Annotated in this window: 12 protein-coding genes and 1 tRNA gene; 2 read left to right on the top strand and 11 right to left on the bottom strand. The window is 73.2% G+C overall.

The window, feature by feature from the left end; translation table 11 throughout:
* Positions 1–209: 209 nt before the first annotated feature.
* Positions 210–797, bottom strand: a complete 588-nt coding sequence (locus AW16_RS0110635) for a TetR/AcrR family transcriptional regulator (RefSeq protein ID WP_029290223.1) — start codon at positions 795–797, stop codon at positions 210–212.
* Between the two features lie 166 nt (positions 798–963).
* On the opposite strand from AW16_RS0110635, the gene AW16_RS0110630 reads away from it, so the two are divergent.
* On the top strand, positions 964–2,469 hold the full coding sequence (locus AW16_RS0110630; protein WP_034648786.1) for an MFS transporter: 1,506 nt from the start codon (positions 964–966) through the stop codon (positions 2,467–2,469).
* Between the two features lie 72 nt (positions 2,470–2,541).
* Here AW16_RS0110630 and AW16_RS0110625 read toward each other — a convergent pair.
* Positions 2,542–2,623 (bottom strand) — tRNA-Tyr (locus tag AW16_RS0110625).
* 158 nt (positions 2,624–2,781) lie between these two features.
* On the opposite strand from AW16_RS0110625, the gene AW16_RS0110620 reads away from it, so the two are divergent.
* A complete protein-coding gene (locus AW16_RS0110620; RefSeq protein ID WP_029290219.1) occupies positions 2,782–3,279 on the top strand; it encodes a YajQ family cyclic di-GMP-binding protein in 498 nt (165 codons plus the stop codon).
* A gap of 3 nt (positions 3,280–3,282) precedes the next feature.
* Here the strand turns inward: AW16_RS0110620 and AW16_RS17730 are convergent, their stop codons facing one another.
* The 9 genes from AW16_RS17730 to AW16_RS0110575 all read right to left on the bottom strand — a co-directional run bounded on the left by AW16_RS17730 (position 3,283) and on the right by AW16_RS0110575 (position 16,763).
* Complete coding sequence (locus AW16_RS17730; protein WP_156044137.1) at positions 3,283–5,247, bottom strand: PH domain-containing protein; 1,965 nt, start codon at positions 5,245–5,247, stop codon at positions 3,283–3,285.
* 45 nt (positions 5,248–5,292) lie between these two features.
* Positions 5,293–7,467 (bottom strand): DUF11 domain-containing protein, encoded by a 2,175-nt coding sequence (locus AW16_RS0110610; protein ID WP_029290217.1) that lies wholly within the window; start codon positions 7,465–7,467, stop codon positions 5,293–5,295.
* 86 nt (positions 7,468–7,553) lie between these two features.
* On the bottom strand, positions 7,554–8,429 hold the full coding sequence (gene htpX, locus AW16_RS0110605) for a zinc metalloprotease HtpX (protein ID WP_029290215.1): 876 nt from the start codon (positions 8,427–8,429) through the stop codon (positions 7,554–7,556).
* Between the two features lie 144 nt (positions 8,430–8,573).
* Entirely contained in the window at positions 8,574–9,959 is a 1,386-nt protein-coding gene (locus AW16_RS0110600) for an FAD-dependent oxidoreductase (RefSeq protein WP_029290214.1), read from the bottom strand.
* A gap of 96 nt (positions 9,960–10,055) precedes the next feature.
* The gene (locus tag AW16_RS0110595) at positions 10,056–10,841 is read right to left on the bottom strand and encodes a PP2C family serine/threonine-protein phosphatase (RefSeq protein WP_051681869.1); all 786 of its coding nucleotides are present in this window, start codon (positions 10,839–10,841) and stop codon (positions 10,056–10,058) included.
* Positions 10,842–10,924: 83 nt separating this feature from the next.
* Complete coding sequence (locus AW16_RS17725; RefSeq protein WP_051681864.1) at positions 10,925–12,259, bottom strand: RDD family protein; 1,335 nt, start codon at positions 12,257–12,259, stop codon at positions 10,925–10,927.
* Between the two features lie 202 nt (positions 12,260–12,461).
* A complete protein-coding gene (locus AW16_RS0110585) occupies positions 12,462–13,469 on the bottom strand; it encodes a polyprenyl synthetase family protein (protein ID WP_029290212.1) in 1,008 nt (335 codons plus the stop codon).
* Between the two features lie 64 nt (positions 13,470–13,533).
* On the bottom strand, positions 13,534–15,231 hold the full coding sequence (nuoN, locus tag AW16_RS0110580) for an NADH-quinone oxidoreductase subunit NuoN (protein ID WP_034648783.1): 1,698 nt from the start codon (positions 15,229–15,231) through the stop codon (positions 13,534–13,536).
* On the bottom strand, positions 15,231–16,763 hold the full coding sequence (locus AW16_RS0110575) for an NADH-quinone oxidoreductase subunit M (protein WP_029290208.1): 1,533 nt from the start codon (positions 16,761–16,763) through the stop codon (positions 15,231–15,233). The genes nuoN and AW16_RS0110575 overlap by 1 nt, the downstream gene beginning before the upstream one ends.
* Between the last annotated feature and the right edge of the window lie 4 nt (positions 16,764–16,767).

The following is a 16,767-nucleotide window of genomic DNA, read 5'->3' as shown; positions in this document are numbered from 1 at the left end:
GTCGCCCCCGCGCGCCGACGGTGCGATTCACATCCAGCGGCACTTGTGACCAGTGGGGCTGGTGAGGCGCGGCGACGGCATCACGTGGCGCACGCGTCACAAGTGCCGCTGATCCGATCGTCGCCGGACGCGTGGGTCCGGCGGCACGGGTGCGAGAGAGCGGGGTCGGGCAGGGTCGGCCGGGGTCGGTCAGGGGCGGCCGGGGTCGGTCAGGACGGCGTGGGAGCAGTCCAGCGGACGCCGTCGAGGACGAGGCGCAGCGCACGCTCCGTCCTGTCGCGGTCGACCGCCTCGGCACCCGCCATGCAGACGCCGCTGACGGCCCGCATGAGGTCACCCGCCTCGAGGTCGGCGCGCACGGCGCCCTGCGCCTGCGCCGCCTCGACGATCCGGCGCGCAGCGGCCTCGAGCTTCACGCGCCCCTCCCCCATGACCTGCGCGGCATCCGGACCGAGGCCGACCTTGAGTGCGGTCGCCATGCCCCGCTTGCGGGTCACGTAGTCGACGAACCCGAGCACCCACTCGTCGAGCGCCTCGCCGGCAGGCCCGTGCGCGAGCAGCTCGTCGGCACGCACGACGAACGCGTCGAGGTTGTCCCGGTACACCGCGGCGATGAGGTCGAGGCGGGTCGGGAAGTGCCGGTAGAGCGTGCCGACGCCCACGCCGGCCGTGCGTGCGATCTCCTCGAGCGAGGCGTCCGTCCCGTGCTCGTCGAACGCGAGGGTCGCCGCCTCGATCACCTTGCGGCGGTTGCGTGCGGCGTCGGCGCGCAGGGGACGCGGCTTCTCGTCGGTCACCTCGCGCGCTCCTCTCGTCGTCGGCCCGCCGGCCCGCCCCAGGTTCGTGACGCACGTCGCGTCGTCGCGACGGCATGCACCTGTTGCCAAACCGGAGGGTGCCTCCGTATAGTTCCAAACGGAGGCTCTCTCCACTTCCCCACATACTAACCCCGCGGAGGTCCGCGTGTCCGCGACCAGCTCCCCCACCGCAGCGACGGCCACCGGCCGTCTGCGCTCCGCGTCCCCGGCTCTCGTGCTGGCGGCGATCCTCACCACCCAGCTCATGCTCGTGCTCGACACGACCATCGTGAACGTCGCGCTGCCGGACATGCAGCGCGCGCTCGGCTTCACACCCACCGGGCTGTCATGGGTGCTCAACGCCTACACGCTCGCGTTCGGCGGCCTGCTGCTGCTCGGCGCCCGGGCCGGCGACATCGTCGGCCGCAAGCGTGTGCTGCTCGCCGGCATCTCGTTGTTCACTCTCAGCTCGCTCGTCGGCGGCTTCGCCGAGTCGACGACCGTCCTCCTGCTCGCCCGCGCGGCGCAGGGCGTCGGCGCCGCGTTCGCCGCGCCGTCCGCGCTCGCGCTGCTCATGGCGCGCTTCCCCGAGGGCCGCGAGCGCGCCCGGGCCCTCGGCTACTTCTCGGCCGTCTCGATCGGCGGCTCCGCGATCGGGCTCATCGCCGGCGGCATGCTCACGCAGTGGGTGTCGTGGCGCTGGGTGATGTTCGTCAACGTCCCGATCGGCATCGGCCTCGTGCTGCTGGCACGCGCCGTGCTCACCGAGACGCCGCGCCACCGCGGACGGTTCGACCTCGCCGGCGCGTTCACCTCGACCATCGGCATGACCGCGCTCGTGTACGGGTTCGTCCGTGCGGCGGAGTCCGGCTGGGGCGACGGCCGGGCGGTCGGGTCGTTCGTCGTGGGCGGCGTGCTGCTCACCACGTTCGTGCTCGTCGAGCTGCGCGCGGCCTCACCGATCACCCCGCTGCGGCTGTTCGGCGACCGCACCCGCTCGGCCGCGCTCGCCGGACGCCTGCTGCTCATGGCCGCGATGACCGGGCTGTTCTTCTTCCTCACCCAGTTCCTGCAGGACGTGCTCGGGTACTCGCCGCTCGCCACGGGCGTCGCGTTCCTGCCGATCACGGTCATGCTGCTCGTCTTCTCGCAGGTGTCCGCCCGGCTCATGGGCCGCGTCGGCATCCGGCTGCCGATGGTCGTCGGGCTGACGATCACCACCGTCGCGCTGCTGCTCCTGTCGCGGCTGAGCGTCGACTCGGGCTACCCGCAGATCCTGGTCTCGCTCATGCTGTTCGGGATCGGCAACGGCCTCGCGTTCGTGCCGCTCACCGCGGCGGGCCTGCAGGGCGTGGACCCGCGCGACGCGGGTGCCGCCTCGGGTCTGGTCAACGCCGCGCAGCAGATCGGCGGCGCACTGGGCCTCGCGGTGCTGGTGACGCTCGCCGAGAGCGCGGCGCGCGCCGCGGCACCCGTCGGCGACACCGCCGCCCAGATCGCGCAGCACGCGTTCGCCGTGGGTGCCAGCCGTGCGTTCCTCGTCGGAGCCGGGCTCATCGCGGTGACGGTCGTGATGCTCGCGACCCTCGTCCGGACGCCGCGTCGGCCCCAGCCGGTCGGCGAGCAGCTCGCCGAGGAGATCGAGCAGGAGCTCGCGCTGCTCGCCGAGTGACGGGCCGATCGGTCGCACATGACGAAGGGCCGTCCTCCCATCGGGGATGACGGCCCTTCGTCGTTCACAACGTGGCGGGTGAGGGATTCGAACCCCCGTAGGCGTTGCCAGCTGATTTACAGTCAGCCCCCTTTGGCCACTCGGGTAACCCGCCGGGGTGCGTACCGCGCGCTCCGGGCCCCCGGACGGATCCGGGACCGGGCGACGCCGCGGCGTGCCGTGGAAGGATAGCAACACCGGGCCCCCGGGAGCGAAACGGGTGGCCGGACGGATGCAGCGAGGCCGGTCGCAGCCGGCGCGAGGGAGGAAGTCATGGCGAGCGAGTCGTCGTTCGACGTCGTCAGCAAGGTGGACCGGCAGGAGGTCGACAACGCCCTCAACCAGGCCGCGAAGGAGATCGCGCAGCGCTACGACTTCAAGGGCGTGGGCGCGTCGATCGCGTGGAGCGGCGAGAACGTCCTGATGATCGCGAACTCCTCGGACCGCGTGCTCGCGATCCTCGACGTGTTCCAGTCCAAGCTCATCCGCCGCGACATCTCGCTCAAGGCGCTGGACCTCGGCGACGGCGAGCCCAAGCCGTCCGGCAAGGAGTACCGGCTGAGCGCCGCGATCAAGGAGGGCCTGTCCTCCGAGGTGGCCAAGAAGCTCGCCAAGATCGTGCGCGACGAGGGCCCCAAGTCGGTCAAGACGCAGATCCAGGGCGACGAGCTGCGCGTGTCGGCCAAGAGCCGCGACGACCTGCAGGCGGTCATCGCGCTGCTCAAGGGCGCCGACGTGGACGCCGCGCTGCAGTTCACGAACTACCGGTGATCCTCACAGCAGGACGCTGAGCGCCCCGCCGACGAGCGCAGCGACCCAGGCCAGGCCCGCGAGCGCGGCCAGCGACGGTGTGGTGGCGCTCGGACCGCTCGCCTGCCCCGCACCGCGGCGCGCCTCCTCCAGGAGGTGCGCCGCGGTCGTCACGTCCGGGTCGCCCGCGAGCAGCGGCGGCGAGACGTCGGGGACGAACGGCACGCCGAACGCGTCGTCCGTGGTGCGCACGACGAGGCCGTCCTCGGACGTGAGGACGCGCGTCACGTCGGCCCAGGCGATCGTGCGGTCGACGAACGGGCCGGTGGTGCGCAGCCCCGCACGCGTGATCCGCAGCCGCGGGCGTGCGCGCTCGACCCACCCGCCACCCAGCGCGGCGGTGCCGAGCGACCCGCCGATCAGGGCGACCCAGCCGGGTCCGTCGGGCGGTGCGAAGAGCCAGCGGGCCGCGACGAAGACGATCGGCGCGACGGCGAACGGGACCACGAGCGGCGTGCGCCGGAGCACGCGCGCTGCCACCCCGAGCACGCGGACCGACCGGGGCTCGCCCGCTGGGTCCTCGTGCTCGCGACCGGCCGGACCTCGCTCCGACAGGCTCGCGTCGAGCCGTCGCTCCCGCTCGACGGCGCCCTCCGAGCGCATACCCGGCGCCAGGGGACCACGCGCACGACGGCCCGCCGCCGACCACGGCAGCGACATCCGCTCGCGCGCGGGGAACCTGCTCGCCCACCACGCGCCGTCGACCTGGACCACCGGTCGGTCGCCGAGCGCATCGAGACCCACGACGACCGCCTCGGTGTCGGACGGCCGGTGCCAGTCCTCGTCGTCCTCGTCGTCCTCTCCCTCACGGTGCATGTCGCGCAGCCACGCGAGCAGCTCGTGGTCGGACAGCTCGCTCGTCGGGCGCTCGTCGTCGTGCTCGTTCTCGTCCGACCCGTCGGTGCCGTCGATGCCGCCGGGCCCGCCAGCGGCACCGTCGCGCGCGCCGTCGACCCGCTCGTCGGTCGTCGTCAGGGCGAGCTGGGCGACGACGCGGTGCGGGGCGTCGAGCGGGGCGACGTCCAGGCGCGACGACGAGCTCGGGGCGACCGCGACCCGCCACGCGACCCCGCCGTTCCGCAGCAGCCGGTGCGCGCGGGCGCGCCGGTCGAGCTCGACCAGGAACGCCGTCACGGCGACCAGGAGCAGCACCGCGATCGCGACCAGCGGCCCCGTCGGGTCGAACGCGTCGTCGGTGCGCTCGGCACGCGAGCCGTCGGGCAGGTAGGTCACCGGGACCTCGTCGCCGACGCTCGCGGACAGCGAGTTCTCCGAGACCCGGATCGTGCGGCCGTCGACGTCGGCGTCGAACCAGAAGCCGTCGTCGTCCACCTTCGTCACGGTCCCCGTACCGTGCACGGCAGCCGCGCGGAACTCCTGCGCGGACGTCAGGTCGTGGTGGTACAGGCCGGTCAGCGGGGCGACTCCGACGAGCGCCACGACGCCGACGGCGAGCACGCCGACCCGCGGACGCAGCATCAGCCGCCGTAGGTCGTCGTCCACGTCCGGCACGACGACCATTCCGGACGAGCGCGCCACGACGCGCTGGTGCGCGGCAGCGGCGGCGTCCAGGACACCGACGACCGCCGCGACGAGCCCGAGGACCGCCCACCACGCCGCCGGGACCGCGACCGAGGGCGGCCATGCCGTCCCCAGCGCACCGGTCGCGGCGACGAGCCACACGCCCCAGGCCGGGCGCCACACCGAGACGACGACAGCCCCTGCGGCGAACCCGACGAGCGCGGCCGAGCGCTGGGCGGTGCCGTCGGCGACCTGGGCCGCGGTCCACACCTCACCCCCGGGCAGGGAGATCGCGAGGATCCCGACGACCAGCGTCGCCAACGGGAGCAGCCATCGGGTGGTCCACACCGGCACGCGGCGGACCCATCGGGACGCGAGCGCGTCGTCCAGCACGGTGGGCTCGATCACGGCCACCGCTCCTCTCGTGCGTCCGCAGGTGCCGGAGCGGGGCGCTCAGCCGCGGGACCTCCGGCGCACGACGATCGTCACGACGATGCCGGCGGCGACGAGTATGACAGCCCACACCAGCGGGGCGACCGCGTCGGCGCCCGTCGTCCCGAGCTCGCCCGGACCGGTCGGTGCGGGCGATGCGGACGGGGTCGGGGCGGGCGTCGCCGTGGAGGTGTCGGTCGGGGTCGGGGTGGGCGTCGGGGTCACGGGCGCGGCGACCACCGACGTCGTCGCCGACGCCGTGAGGACGCCGACGCCGGTGCACACGTCGCACGTGGTCACGCCAGCCACGTTCGTCACCTCGCCCACGGTCGTGGTCGACGCGGTCACGACGACGACGGCCGTGCCGTGCGCGGGGATCGTCGCGACCGCGGACACGTCCCCCGTGCCGGACGCGGGCGCGCACGACGAGCCGTCCGAGACGGTGCACGTCCACGTCGCGTCGTCGAGGCCCGGCGGCAGGTCGTCGCTGATGGTCGTCGCAGGTGCGGGCACGTCGCCCGCGCTCGAGACGGTCACCGTGTACGTGACCTCGTCCCCGACCGTGGCCTGAGCCGTTCCGGTCTTGACCACCGCCAGGTCGACCGGCACGGTGCACGGCACGGCGACGGAGTCGGAGTCGTTGTCCTCGTCGGCGTCGGGCAGGTCGCTCGACGTCGTCGCGGCGAACGTCGACGTGCCGTCGGTGCACGCGTCGAGCGCGCCCGACACGGTCGCGGTGAACGTCACCGTCGTGGAGCCGCCCGCCGCGAGCGTGCCGAGGTCGCAGTCGTACCCGTCGCCCTGCGGCGTGCAGCCCGCCGGGGCGACGACCGAGCCGGACGCGACCACGGGCGGGACGCTCACGTGCACGGTCGCGCCGGGCGCCAGGCCGTCGACGGTCGCGAGGTTCTCGACGTCCACGGTCCAGGTCACGCCCTGCCCGTACACCAGGGGCGTCGGGTCGACGCTCACGGTCGGCGTCAGGTCCGGGAGCTCGCGGACCCGGGTGCTCGTCGTCGCCGAGTTGTCCGACGGGTCGGTCTCGGTGCGCGTGCCCGAGGTGATCGTCGCGGTGTTGGTCACCGTCGTCCCCGCGAGCCCCACGGGCGCCGTGCCGGCCACGGTGATCTGCACCGAGCCGCTGCGCAGCAGGTCGACCGGGACGTCCAGCGGCTGCCCGGCGGTCGCGTCACCCGTCGCGGGGTCCGGGCAGGTCCCCCCGGTCTGCGGGGTGCAGCTCCACGTCACGCCCGTCAGTCCCGCGGGGATCGTGTCCGTGACCACGGCACCCTCGACGGGGTTCGTGTCGTCGCTGCTCGCCGTGACGGTCCACGTGACGTCGGAGCCCGGGGCGACGCTCGTCGGCCCCGACTTGGCGACCGAGAGGTCGGCGTCCGCGGTCGCCACGACGTTCGAGACCTCGTAGTTGTTCGTCGCACCGCCCGTGCCCGCCGAGAACCCCAGGTCGAGCCGCGCCGGTCGTGCGGGCTGGCCACGGCCCAGGGAGCGCACGTCCACGTGGTCGTACACGGTCTGCAGCGGCCCGCCCGCGGCTGCGTCCATCCGCACGGTCACCGTGAGGCTGTCCGTGCCGGACGGCTCGACCTGGACCTGCACGTGGCGGGACTGCGTCGCCGACGTCGACACGGTGCCGCCCGGGGCGCCGGTGACGTCGAGCACTGGCCACGCCGTCGGGGCGGCGAGCGCCGCACCGCGGAGCGTGACCGACGAGGGACGGTTCGGGAACTGGTTGTCGGCGCTGAAGTTGCCCGCGTTGTCGAGGCCGACCGCGACGTACCCGCCCTGCATCGCCACGTAGCCCGACGAACCCCCCGACCCACCCAGGTTGGGCGCGGTGGCCGCGTCCATGAGGAAGAACGTCATGGCGTCACCCGGGTTGCCACCGCCGTACGCCTTGTAGTCGAAGTCGACCGTGAACGCGACGTCCGAGCGGAACGAGTCGTCGATCACCGCTGTGCCCGCCTGGAAGCCGGGGCTCGGGGTCGTCAGGCTCAGCACGTCCTTCGAGAGCGCCGCCGAGTTCTGGTCTGGCTGCGGCAGCGCCCAGCTCTCGTCCGTCACCGGCGTCGAACCGTCGATCTGCTGCACCGGGAACGGGTCCGCCAGGGCGGGCGCGGCGGCGAGCAGGACGAGGGCTGCGGCCCCGAGGGCCGCGACGGGACGAAGCAGTCGCATGCGCCCATCATCGTCGATCCCGTCGCGGAACCGTGACACCGAAGGTCCCACGTCCGGGCGAGACCTGGACGCGCGACCTGATCGGCTCAGTACCGCGTGATGCCGCCCTGCGTGCCTGCCTGCGCCTCGAGGCGCGCGATGCGGTCGGCCATCGGGGGGTGCGTCGAGAACAGCCGCGCCATGCCCTCGCCCTTGAACGGGTTCGCGATCATCAGGTGCGACACGTCGACGAGCTCGCGGTCCTGCGGCAGCGGGCGCGCGGCGGTGCCCTGCTCGAGCTTGCGCAGCGCCGAGGCCAACGCCATGGGGTCGCCCGTGAGGGCGGCACCGTCCTCGTCCGCGTCGTACTCGCGCGTGCGGCTGATGCCGAGCTGGATCATGGTGGCCGCCAGCGGCGCGAGGATCACGAGCAGCAGCCCACCGAGCGGGTTGCGCTCGCGGTCCCCGCCGCCGAACCAGAATGCGATCTGCGCGAGGCTCGTGATGACACCGGCGATCGCCGCCGCGATCGACGACGTGAGGATGTCCCGGTTGTACACGTGCATGAGCTCGTGCCCGAGCACGCCCCGCAGCTCGCGCTCGTCGAGCAGCGCGAGGATGCCCTCGGTGCAGCACACCGCCGCGTTCTGCGGGTTGCGGCCCGTGGCGAACGCGTTGGGCGCGTTGGTCGGCGAGACGTACAGGCGCGGCATGGGCTGACGCGCGGCCGTGGAGAGCTCTCGCACGATCTTGTACATGGCCGGCTGCTCGGCCTCGCTCACGGGACGCGCGCGCATCGCCTTGATGGCGATGGTGTCCGACTTCCAGTAGCTGACGGCCGTCATGATCAGACCGACACCGGCGAACAGCAGCACGTACTTGGCCGTGCCGCCGCCGACGAGCCACCCGATGCCGAGCACGACCGCCCACATGACGCCGAACAGCATCGCCGTCTTGAGCCCGTTGTAGTGCCGGTGACCCATCCCCGCTGACCTCCTCGAGTGCACGGCGCGATCCGCCGTCGAGCACTCCAACGCTAGCCGCCCCCGTCCGGTTCCGGACGGGGGCGGCTGCGGTGTCGTGCCGTCGGGTCCCGGTGCGGGCCCGGTGCGGGCCCGGCGGACGGGTCAGACCTCGGAGACCTCGCGGCCGAGAGACACCGCGACCATGTGGTCGCGCGGAACCACCTTCACGCGCTCGCGCCCGTGCGGCTCGCCCAGCCCGCGCTCGTACGCGTCGAGCAGCTCCCAGCCGGACCACTCGATGACGTCGACGCCGCGCTGCGTGAGGAACTCGGTCACCGCCGCGGGGTCGCGGTCGGTCGCGGAGTAGAACGCCGCACCGCCCGCCTCGACGTCCTCGGTGAGGTGGCGGATCGTCTCGGAGGCGTCCGACTTGGTGTGGCCGATGAGGCCGACCGGGCCGCGCTTGATCCAGCCCGTCGCGTACACGCCCGGCAGGTGCTCGCCGTCGACGTCCGTGACGCGGCCCTCACGGTTGGGGATCACGCCCGCGACGTCGTCGAACGGGATGTCGACGAGCGGCGAGCCGAAGTAGCCGACGGCCCGGTACACGGCGCCGACCTCCCAGTCCTGCGTCTGCCCCGTGCCGGTGACGTTGCCGTCGCCGTTGAGCGCCGTGCGCTCGGTGCGCAGCCCGACGACCTTGCCGTCCTCGCCCAGGATCTCGACCGGCTTGTGCAGGAAGTGCAGGTGGATGCGACGGCTCGCCGTGTTCTCCTCCGACTCCTTGAGCGTCCAGTCGGTGAGCGTCTTGACGACCTGCTTGGTCTGGTTCGACGAGTGGATCGCCGCCATCGAGCCCTCGTCGAACTCGAAGTCCTCCGGGTACACGATCACGTCGACGTCCGGCACGTGCCCGAGCTCGCGGAGCTCGAGCGGTGAGAACTTGACCTGCGCGGGACCGCGGCGGGCGAACACGTGCACGTCCGTGACCGGCGAGGCCTTCAGCAGGTCGTAGACGTTCGCGGGGATCTCGGTGGGCAGCAGGTCGTCCGCGTGCTTGGCGAGGATGCGCGCGACGTCGAGCGCCACGTTGCCAGCACCGAGCACCGCGACGTGCTGCGCCTCGAGCGGCCACGTGCGCGGCACGTCCGGGTGCCCGTCGTACCAGGACACGAAGTCCGCGGCGCCGTACGAGCCGTCGAGCTCGATGCCGGGGACCGGCAGGGCCGCGTCCCGGATCGAGCCCGTCGAGAAGATCACCGCGTCGTAGAACTGGCGCAGGTCGTCGAGCTTGAGGTCGGTGCCGTAGTCGACGTTCGCGAGCAGACGGATGTCGCCGCGCTCGAGCACCTTGTGCAGCGCGACGATGATCTGCTTGATGCGCGGGTGGTCCGGCGCGACGCCGTACCGCACGAGGCCGAACGGGGCGGGCAGGCGCTCGAACAGGTCGATGCTGACGTCCAGGCCGCTCTTGGACAGGATGTCCGAGGCGTAGATGCCGGCCGGGCCGGCGCCGACGACGGCAACGCGCAGGGTCGGGGTGCTCACGGGAACCGGGTGCCTTCCGATCGGGGTGCCCTCGCCGGATGCGTCACGGTCTGGGCGGTGCTCGCCCACATCCTACGGCGCTGGGTGAGGCTGCCCTCAGTCTCCGGCCAGAATACGGACAACCCCGGTCGGGTTGCTGCGAGATCCGTGCTCGACCTCGGCGTCCACGACGAGCACCGTCACGTTGTCCGACCCGCCCGCGGCGAGGGTCGCGGCAACGAGGCGGTCGGCAGCGACCTGCGGATCCGGCTGCGCCTTGAGCTCGGCCTCGATGCGCGCGTCCGTGAGCTCGTCGGTCAGTCCGTCCGAGCACACGAGCATGCGGTCGCCCGGGCTGACCGGCAGCCAGAACACGTCCGGCTCGACCTGCGCGGACCTCCCGCCCAGCGCGCGCGTCACGACGTGACGACGCGGGTGGTGCGCCGCATCGGACCGGGCGACGACGCCGCGCTCGACGAGGTCCGCGACCTCCGAGTGGTCGCGCGTGACCTGCTCGAGCACGCCGCCGGCCATGCGGTACGTACGCGAGTCGCCCACGTTGAGCACGAGCCAGCACGCGACGCCCTCGTGCTCGCTCAGCACCACGCCGGATGCCGTGGTGCCCGGGCGGCGGTGCTTGTCCCGCGCCGGCAGCGCGCGCACCTTCTGGTGAGCGGTGCGCAGGACCGCGCGTGCGGCAGCCAGGTCCGGGCTCCCCTCCGCGAGAGTGCGCAGGGCGTCGACCGCGGTGCGGCTCGCGAGCTCGCCCGACTCGTGCCCACCCATGCCGTCCGCCACCACGTAGACGCCGTCCGCGGCGTGCAGCGCGTCCTCGTTGGAGCTGCGGCCAGCGCGGTCGGTGGCGACGCCCACGGCCACGCGCACGCTGCTCGCAGGGGTCATGAGGGGTCCTCGCGGGAGGCTGGGGTGGTCGTCGGCCAGCATAACCAGGCGGACGTGCGGCCGCCCCGGGCCCGTCGACCTCGTCAGCGCCGTTCGACGCGGGCGGCCCGCTGCCCGAACCGGATCGTCCAGCCCGGGCCGACGAGCGCGCGCACCCCGCCGGGCAGCTTCGCGGCGGCACCGTCGGGGTCGACGAGCACCGTGCCGTTGACCGAACCGCGGTCGACGACCCACAGCTCGTCGCCGCCGTCCGCGATGCCGAACGCGAGGTGCACCTTGGACACCGAGCGATCCGGGTCGTCGATCACGACGACGTGCACGATGCCGAGCTCGCCCTCGGGGCTGCGGCCCACCAGGCCGTCGCCGACGACGTCGATGCGCGGGCCCGTGTCGAACACGAGCCGCAGCGTGTGCTCGCGCTCGGTCGGGACGCTCTCACGCATGCGGGTGTACTCGAGGTCGCCGAGGTCCTGCTGGCGCGGGACCGGCGGCACCGATGCCTGGCCGGGGTAACCGGTGATGATGGGTGCGGGCGGGTCGACGTGCGCGGCGCGTGTGCGTTCGTACGTGGGCGCGTCGTCGGCCGCCGCGGCTGCCGCGGCGAGGCGCTCGGCGTACGCCGACGCCACCGGGCCGCCGCGGGGGCGCACGGCGGCGGGTTCGGGTGCGGGCTCCTGCAGGTCGGCAGGCACCTCGACCTGCTCGTCGCGCACGGCCTCACGGCCGGCAGCACCGACGGCCACCACCGCATCGCCAGCGCTCGCGTCTCCGGTCACGTCGCCGAGGAGTGCGACAGGCGGGGACGGCATCGGCGGCATCGGCGGCACGACCGGCAGGCGGGCAGGTGCCGCCGCGGGTCCTGCAGCAACCCCGCCCGCACGTCCTGCCGCCGGGCCGCCGACAGCCCGCTCGACCGCGCGGTCCCACGCTGCCGTGCGGTCACCGGCCCCGCTGCGCAGCGCGTCCGCGCGCAGCACGATCGTGCCCACGAGCTTGTCGTGCCACCCTCGCTGCGCGGGCCCCGGGTCGAACAGACCGGAGGCCGACACGAGCAGCGGTCCGACCACGGGGACGACGCCGGACACGCCGAGCACGAGGTCGCGCAGGAAGATGACGAGCAGCCCCGCGGGACGGCCCGTGGTCGCCGAGAGCGTGCGGTACCCGAGCAGCGCTCCGCCCGCGGTCGCGCCCGTGAACGACTCGCTGATCCACAGCGCCACGCCCGCGACGAGCGCGAGCAGCATCGGCAGCAGGCGCGCCGACGGCGACGCGGCCGCACCGGTGGCTCCCGGCGTGAGCAGCAGCGCGACCAGGTACACCACGGCGACGACGAGGCCGTCGATCACGTACCCGAGCACGCGCCTGCCCACGGGCGCCACCGTGCCGGGGCTCACCGGCACACCGAAGCTCGTGCTCACGGCAACTCCTCCACCACCGACCGGCCGACGGGCCGGGCGCTCCCCTGCGTCGGGTCGCGCGCACATCGTGCCAGACGCGCGACCACGCGCGGCACCGTGGACCGGCACGGCTGTGGACGACGTCGACCAGGCGGGTGACACGGTGCTGGTCGACGTGCTGGTCGACGTGCTGGTCACCCGCCGTGGCACAGACCCCGACGGGTCAGGACGCGCGGTCCACCAGCAGCTCCGCGAACGACACGAGCGCGTCCTTCGCGGGCCCGTCGGGCAGCGGCTCGAGCTCGGCCACGGCCTCGTGCACGAGAGCCACCGCCTGCGCCCTCGTCTCGGCGACGACGGGGTGTGCGGCGAGCGCGGCGACGGCGGCAGCGAGCGCCGCGTCGTCGGAGAGGTCGGTGTCGAGCAGCGCGAGCACCTCGCGGTCGTGGTCGTCGGCCACGCCGGTCGCGACGCGCGCACGCAGCAGGAGCGCGGGCATCGTCGGGACCCCCTCGCGCAGGTCCGTGCCCGGGGTCTTGCCCGTCACGGAGCCGTCGGAGGTCAGGTCGATGACGTCGTCGGCGAGCTGGAACGCGACACCGATGCGCTCGCCGAACGCGGTGACGGTCGCCACGACGTCGGGTGCGCAGCCGGCGAACATCGCACCCAGACGCGCTGACGTCGCGATGAGCGATCCGGTCTTGTCGGCGAGCACCTGCCGGTAGTGCGCCACCGGGTCCTCGTCGCCACGCGGTCCGACCGTCTCGTGCAGCTGGCCGAGGCACAGCCGCTCGAAGGTCGCCGACTGGATGCGTACCGCCTCCGGGCCCAGCCCCGCGACGGTCGACGACGCGCGCGCGAACAGCAGGTCGCCCGTGAGGATCGCGACCGAGTTGCCCCACACCTCGTGCGCCGTGGGCGCACCGCGGCGCATGGGCGCGGAGTCCATGACGTCGTCGTGGTAGAGCGTCGCGAGGTGAGTCAGCTCGACGACGACCGCCGCGTCGAGCACCTCGCGGCGCGCACCGTCGCCCAGCTCGGCGGTGAGCAGCGTGAGCAGCGGACGCAGGCGCTTGCCTCCCGCGTTGACGAGGTGGCGCGAGGCGTCGTCGGCCAACGCGTCCGCGTGCGCGACGGCGCCGCGCAGCTGCTCCTCCACGAGGGCGAGGCGTCCGGTCAGGCGATCGGCCAGCTCCGGGTCGGCGAGCGGCACGGCCGGGGTCGAGGTCACGGGACGAACCTATCCCGCGGCACGCCCGAACCCCGCACCGGACGGCGCCGGACGAGGACGCCGATCAGGGCAGGAACGTCGACATGTGCTGCACGAGGTCGAGCACCGGCGTCGGGAAGACGCCGAGCACGACCGTCGCGACCGCGCACAGGCCGATCGCCACGGCCGCGAGACCCTCGCTGCGCACGACGGTCGTGACGGTCGTCGCCGGGCGCTCCTCGACGAGCGTCGCGACCGCGGCGCCCTGCGGCGTCGCGAGCTCGACGTCGGTCCCGGGCTCCACCGCGTCGTCGGCCGAGACCGAGGCCGTCGAGGCCGCCGGCTCGCCGCTCTCCTCGACCTCCGGCACGTCCGCGAAGAACATCAGCACGACGATGCGCACGTAGAAGAACGCCGCACCGGCCGATGCGAGCACGCCGACGAGCGCGAGCGGCCACGCGCCGCCGTCGGCCGCCGCCGAGAACACCCCGAACTTCCCGATGAACCCGGCCGTGAGCGGGATGCCCGCGAACGAGAGCAGGAACAGCGCGAACGACGCCGCGAGCCACGGGTGCCGGCGCCCGATGCCGGCCCACTGCGACAGGTGCGTCGCCTCGCCGAGCACCAGGCCGTCCGCGTCCCGCTCGCGCACGAGCCACACGACGCCGAACGCGCCGATCGTCGCGAGGCCGTAGACGAACAGGTAGAACAGCACCGACGAGACGCCCTGGGCGTCCAGCGCGACGACGCCCGTGAGGATGAATCCCGCGTGCGCGACCGACGAGTACGCGAGCACGCGCTTCATGTCCGTCTGCACCATCGCGATGACCGTCCCGACGACCATCGTCGCGATCGTCACGGTCCACAGCACCACGTCGAGGTCCCACTTGAGGCCCGGGATCACCGTGTACACGAAGCGCAGGAGCGCGCCGAACGCCGCGACCTTGGTGCACGCCGCCATGAACCCCGTGATCGGGGTGGGCGCGCCCTGGTAGACGTCGGGGGTCCACGCGTGGAACGGCACGGCGCCGACCTTGAACAGCAGACCCGCGAGGATCAGGACGGACCCGACGAGCAGCAGCGTGTCGAGGTCGGTCGGCGAGCCGATCTTCGTCGCGATGTCCGCGTAGTGCAGCGACGACGAGTAGCCGTACACGAGCGCGATGCCGAACAGCATGAGCGCCGAGGCGAACGCGCCGAGCAGGAAGTACTTCATCGACGCCTCCTGCGAGAGCAGGCGCCGGCGCCGGGCCATGCCGGTGAGCAGGTACAGCGGGAGCGAGAGCACCTCGAGCGCGACGAACAGCGTCAGCAGGTCGGCGGTGGCCGGGAAGACGAGCATGCCGCCCGTGGCGAACAGCAGCAGCGGGTACACCTCGGTCTGCTGCAGGCCGAGGCGGCGGGCGAGCGCCTCGTGGTCCGATCCCGGCACGGAGGCGGCGGACGGTGCGAACGCGTCCTCGCCCGTCTCCGTCCGGTCCGCGACGACGAGGATCGCGATGATCGCGAGCACGAGGATGGTGGCCTGCAGCACGAGCGTGGGACCGTCGACGACGAGCGAGCCGCCGAGCACCTTCACGCCGCCCGAGGTGCGTACCCCGTGCCACAGCGCCGCGACCGCGACGAGCGAGCCGGCGAGCGCCGCGAGCGTGAACGCGAGCTGCACGGTGCGGCGCACGCGCGCCGGCACGAAGGCCTCGAGCAGCACGCCGATGACCGCGGCGAGCAGGACGATCGCGACCGGTGCGAGGTGCGCCCAGTCCACGTGGGGGGCCGTGAACATCACTTGCTCCCTTCGGCCGTCACCGGCACGTCGGTGACGCCCACCTGCTCGAGCGTGGTGTGCGCGGGCGGGCGGACCAGGTCGAGCGCCGGGCCGGGCACGAAGCCGAGCACCAGCATCGCGGCGATCAGGGGCGCGACGGCCCACCGCTCGCGCACGCGCATGTCGGGCATCGTCTCGAGCCCGTCACGCACCGGGCCGGTGAAGATGCGCTGGTAGGTCCACAGCACGTAGATCGCGGCGAGGACCACGCCGAGCGTCGCGACGATCGCGGCGGCGGGGTGCCGCGCGAACGTGCCGACGAGCACCAGGAACTCCGAGATGAACGTCGACAGGCCGGGCAGCGAGAGCGCCGACAGGCCCGCGACGAGGAACGTCCCGGCCATGATCGGCACGACCTTCTGCAGCCCGCCGAAGTCGGCGATCTGCTGCGAACCGCGCCGCTGCACGAGGAAGCCCGCGATGAGGAACAGCGCACCCGTCGAGAGCCCGTGGTTGACCATGTAGAACGACGAGCCGGCCACCGACGTGGACGTGAACGCGAAGATCCCCAGCACGATGAACCCGAAGTGCGACACCGACGTGTACGCGATGAGCCGCATGAGGTCCTTCTGCCCGATCGCGAGCAGCGCGCCGTACAGGATCGAGACCACCGCGAGCACGATGACGAACGGCGCGGCCCACCGCGACGCCGCGGGGAACAGCGGCAGGCACAGCGTGAGCATCCCGAACGTGCCGACCTTGTCGAGCACGCCGACCAGCAGCGTCGACGTCCCGGGCGTCGCGTTCTGCGCCGCGTCGGGCAGCCACGTGTGCACCGGGAACATCGGCGCCTTGATCGCGAACGCGAGGAAGAACCCGGCGAACAGCCACTTCTCCGTGGTGGGGTCGAGCGTGATGCCGGTGAGGTTGTCCGTGAGGAAGCCCTGCGCGCCGCCGGGGCCGTGCTGGTAGAGCACGATCACCGCGACGAGCATGATGAGCCCGCCGAACAGCGAGTAGATGAGGAACTTGATCGCCGCGTACCGCCGCTGCGCACCGCCGAAACGGCCGATGAGGAAGTAGACGGGGATCAGCATCGCCTCGAACAGGACGTAGAAGAAGAACACGTCCCGTGCCGCGAACACCGCGACGATGAAAGCCTCGAGCACCAGCGTGATCGCGAGGTAGGCGCGCAGCTGGTCGGTGGGCCCGTCGGACGAGCCCTGCTCGCGCCACGCGGCGAGCACGACGAGCGGCACGAGCAGCACGGACATCGCGATGAGCGCGATGCCCACGCCGTCGACGCCGACCGCGTACGACGCGCCGATCGACGGGATCCACTGATGGGTCTCGAGGAGCTGGTGCTCGCCCGCGCGGGACGTGTCGAACGCGGACAGCGCGCCGACGACGAGCAGCAGCTCGGCGAGCGAGAAGCCGAGCGCGACGCCGCGCGCGCTCGATCGGGCTCCGGCGGGCAGCAGCGCCAGCACCGCGGCCCCCACGAGGGGGAGCACGACGAGGGCGGTCAGCCAGGGGAAGTCGGAGGACATCGGT

The sequence above is a fragment of the Cellulomonas sp. HZM genome, from assembly GCF_000708885.1.
Taxonomy (GTDB): domain Bacteria; phylum Actinomycetota; class Actinomycetes; order Actinomycetales; family Cellulomonadaceae; genus Cellulomonas.
The sequence above is the reverse complement of the archived record's forward strand: the minus strand, read 5'-3'. Positions and strand labels throughout refer to the sequence as shown.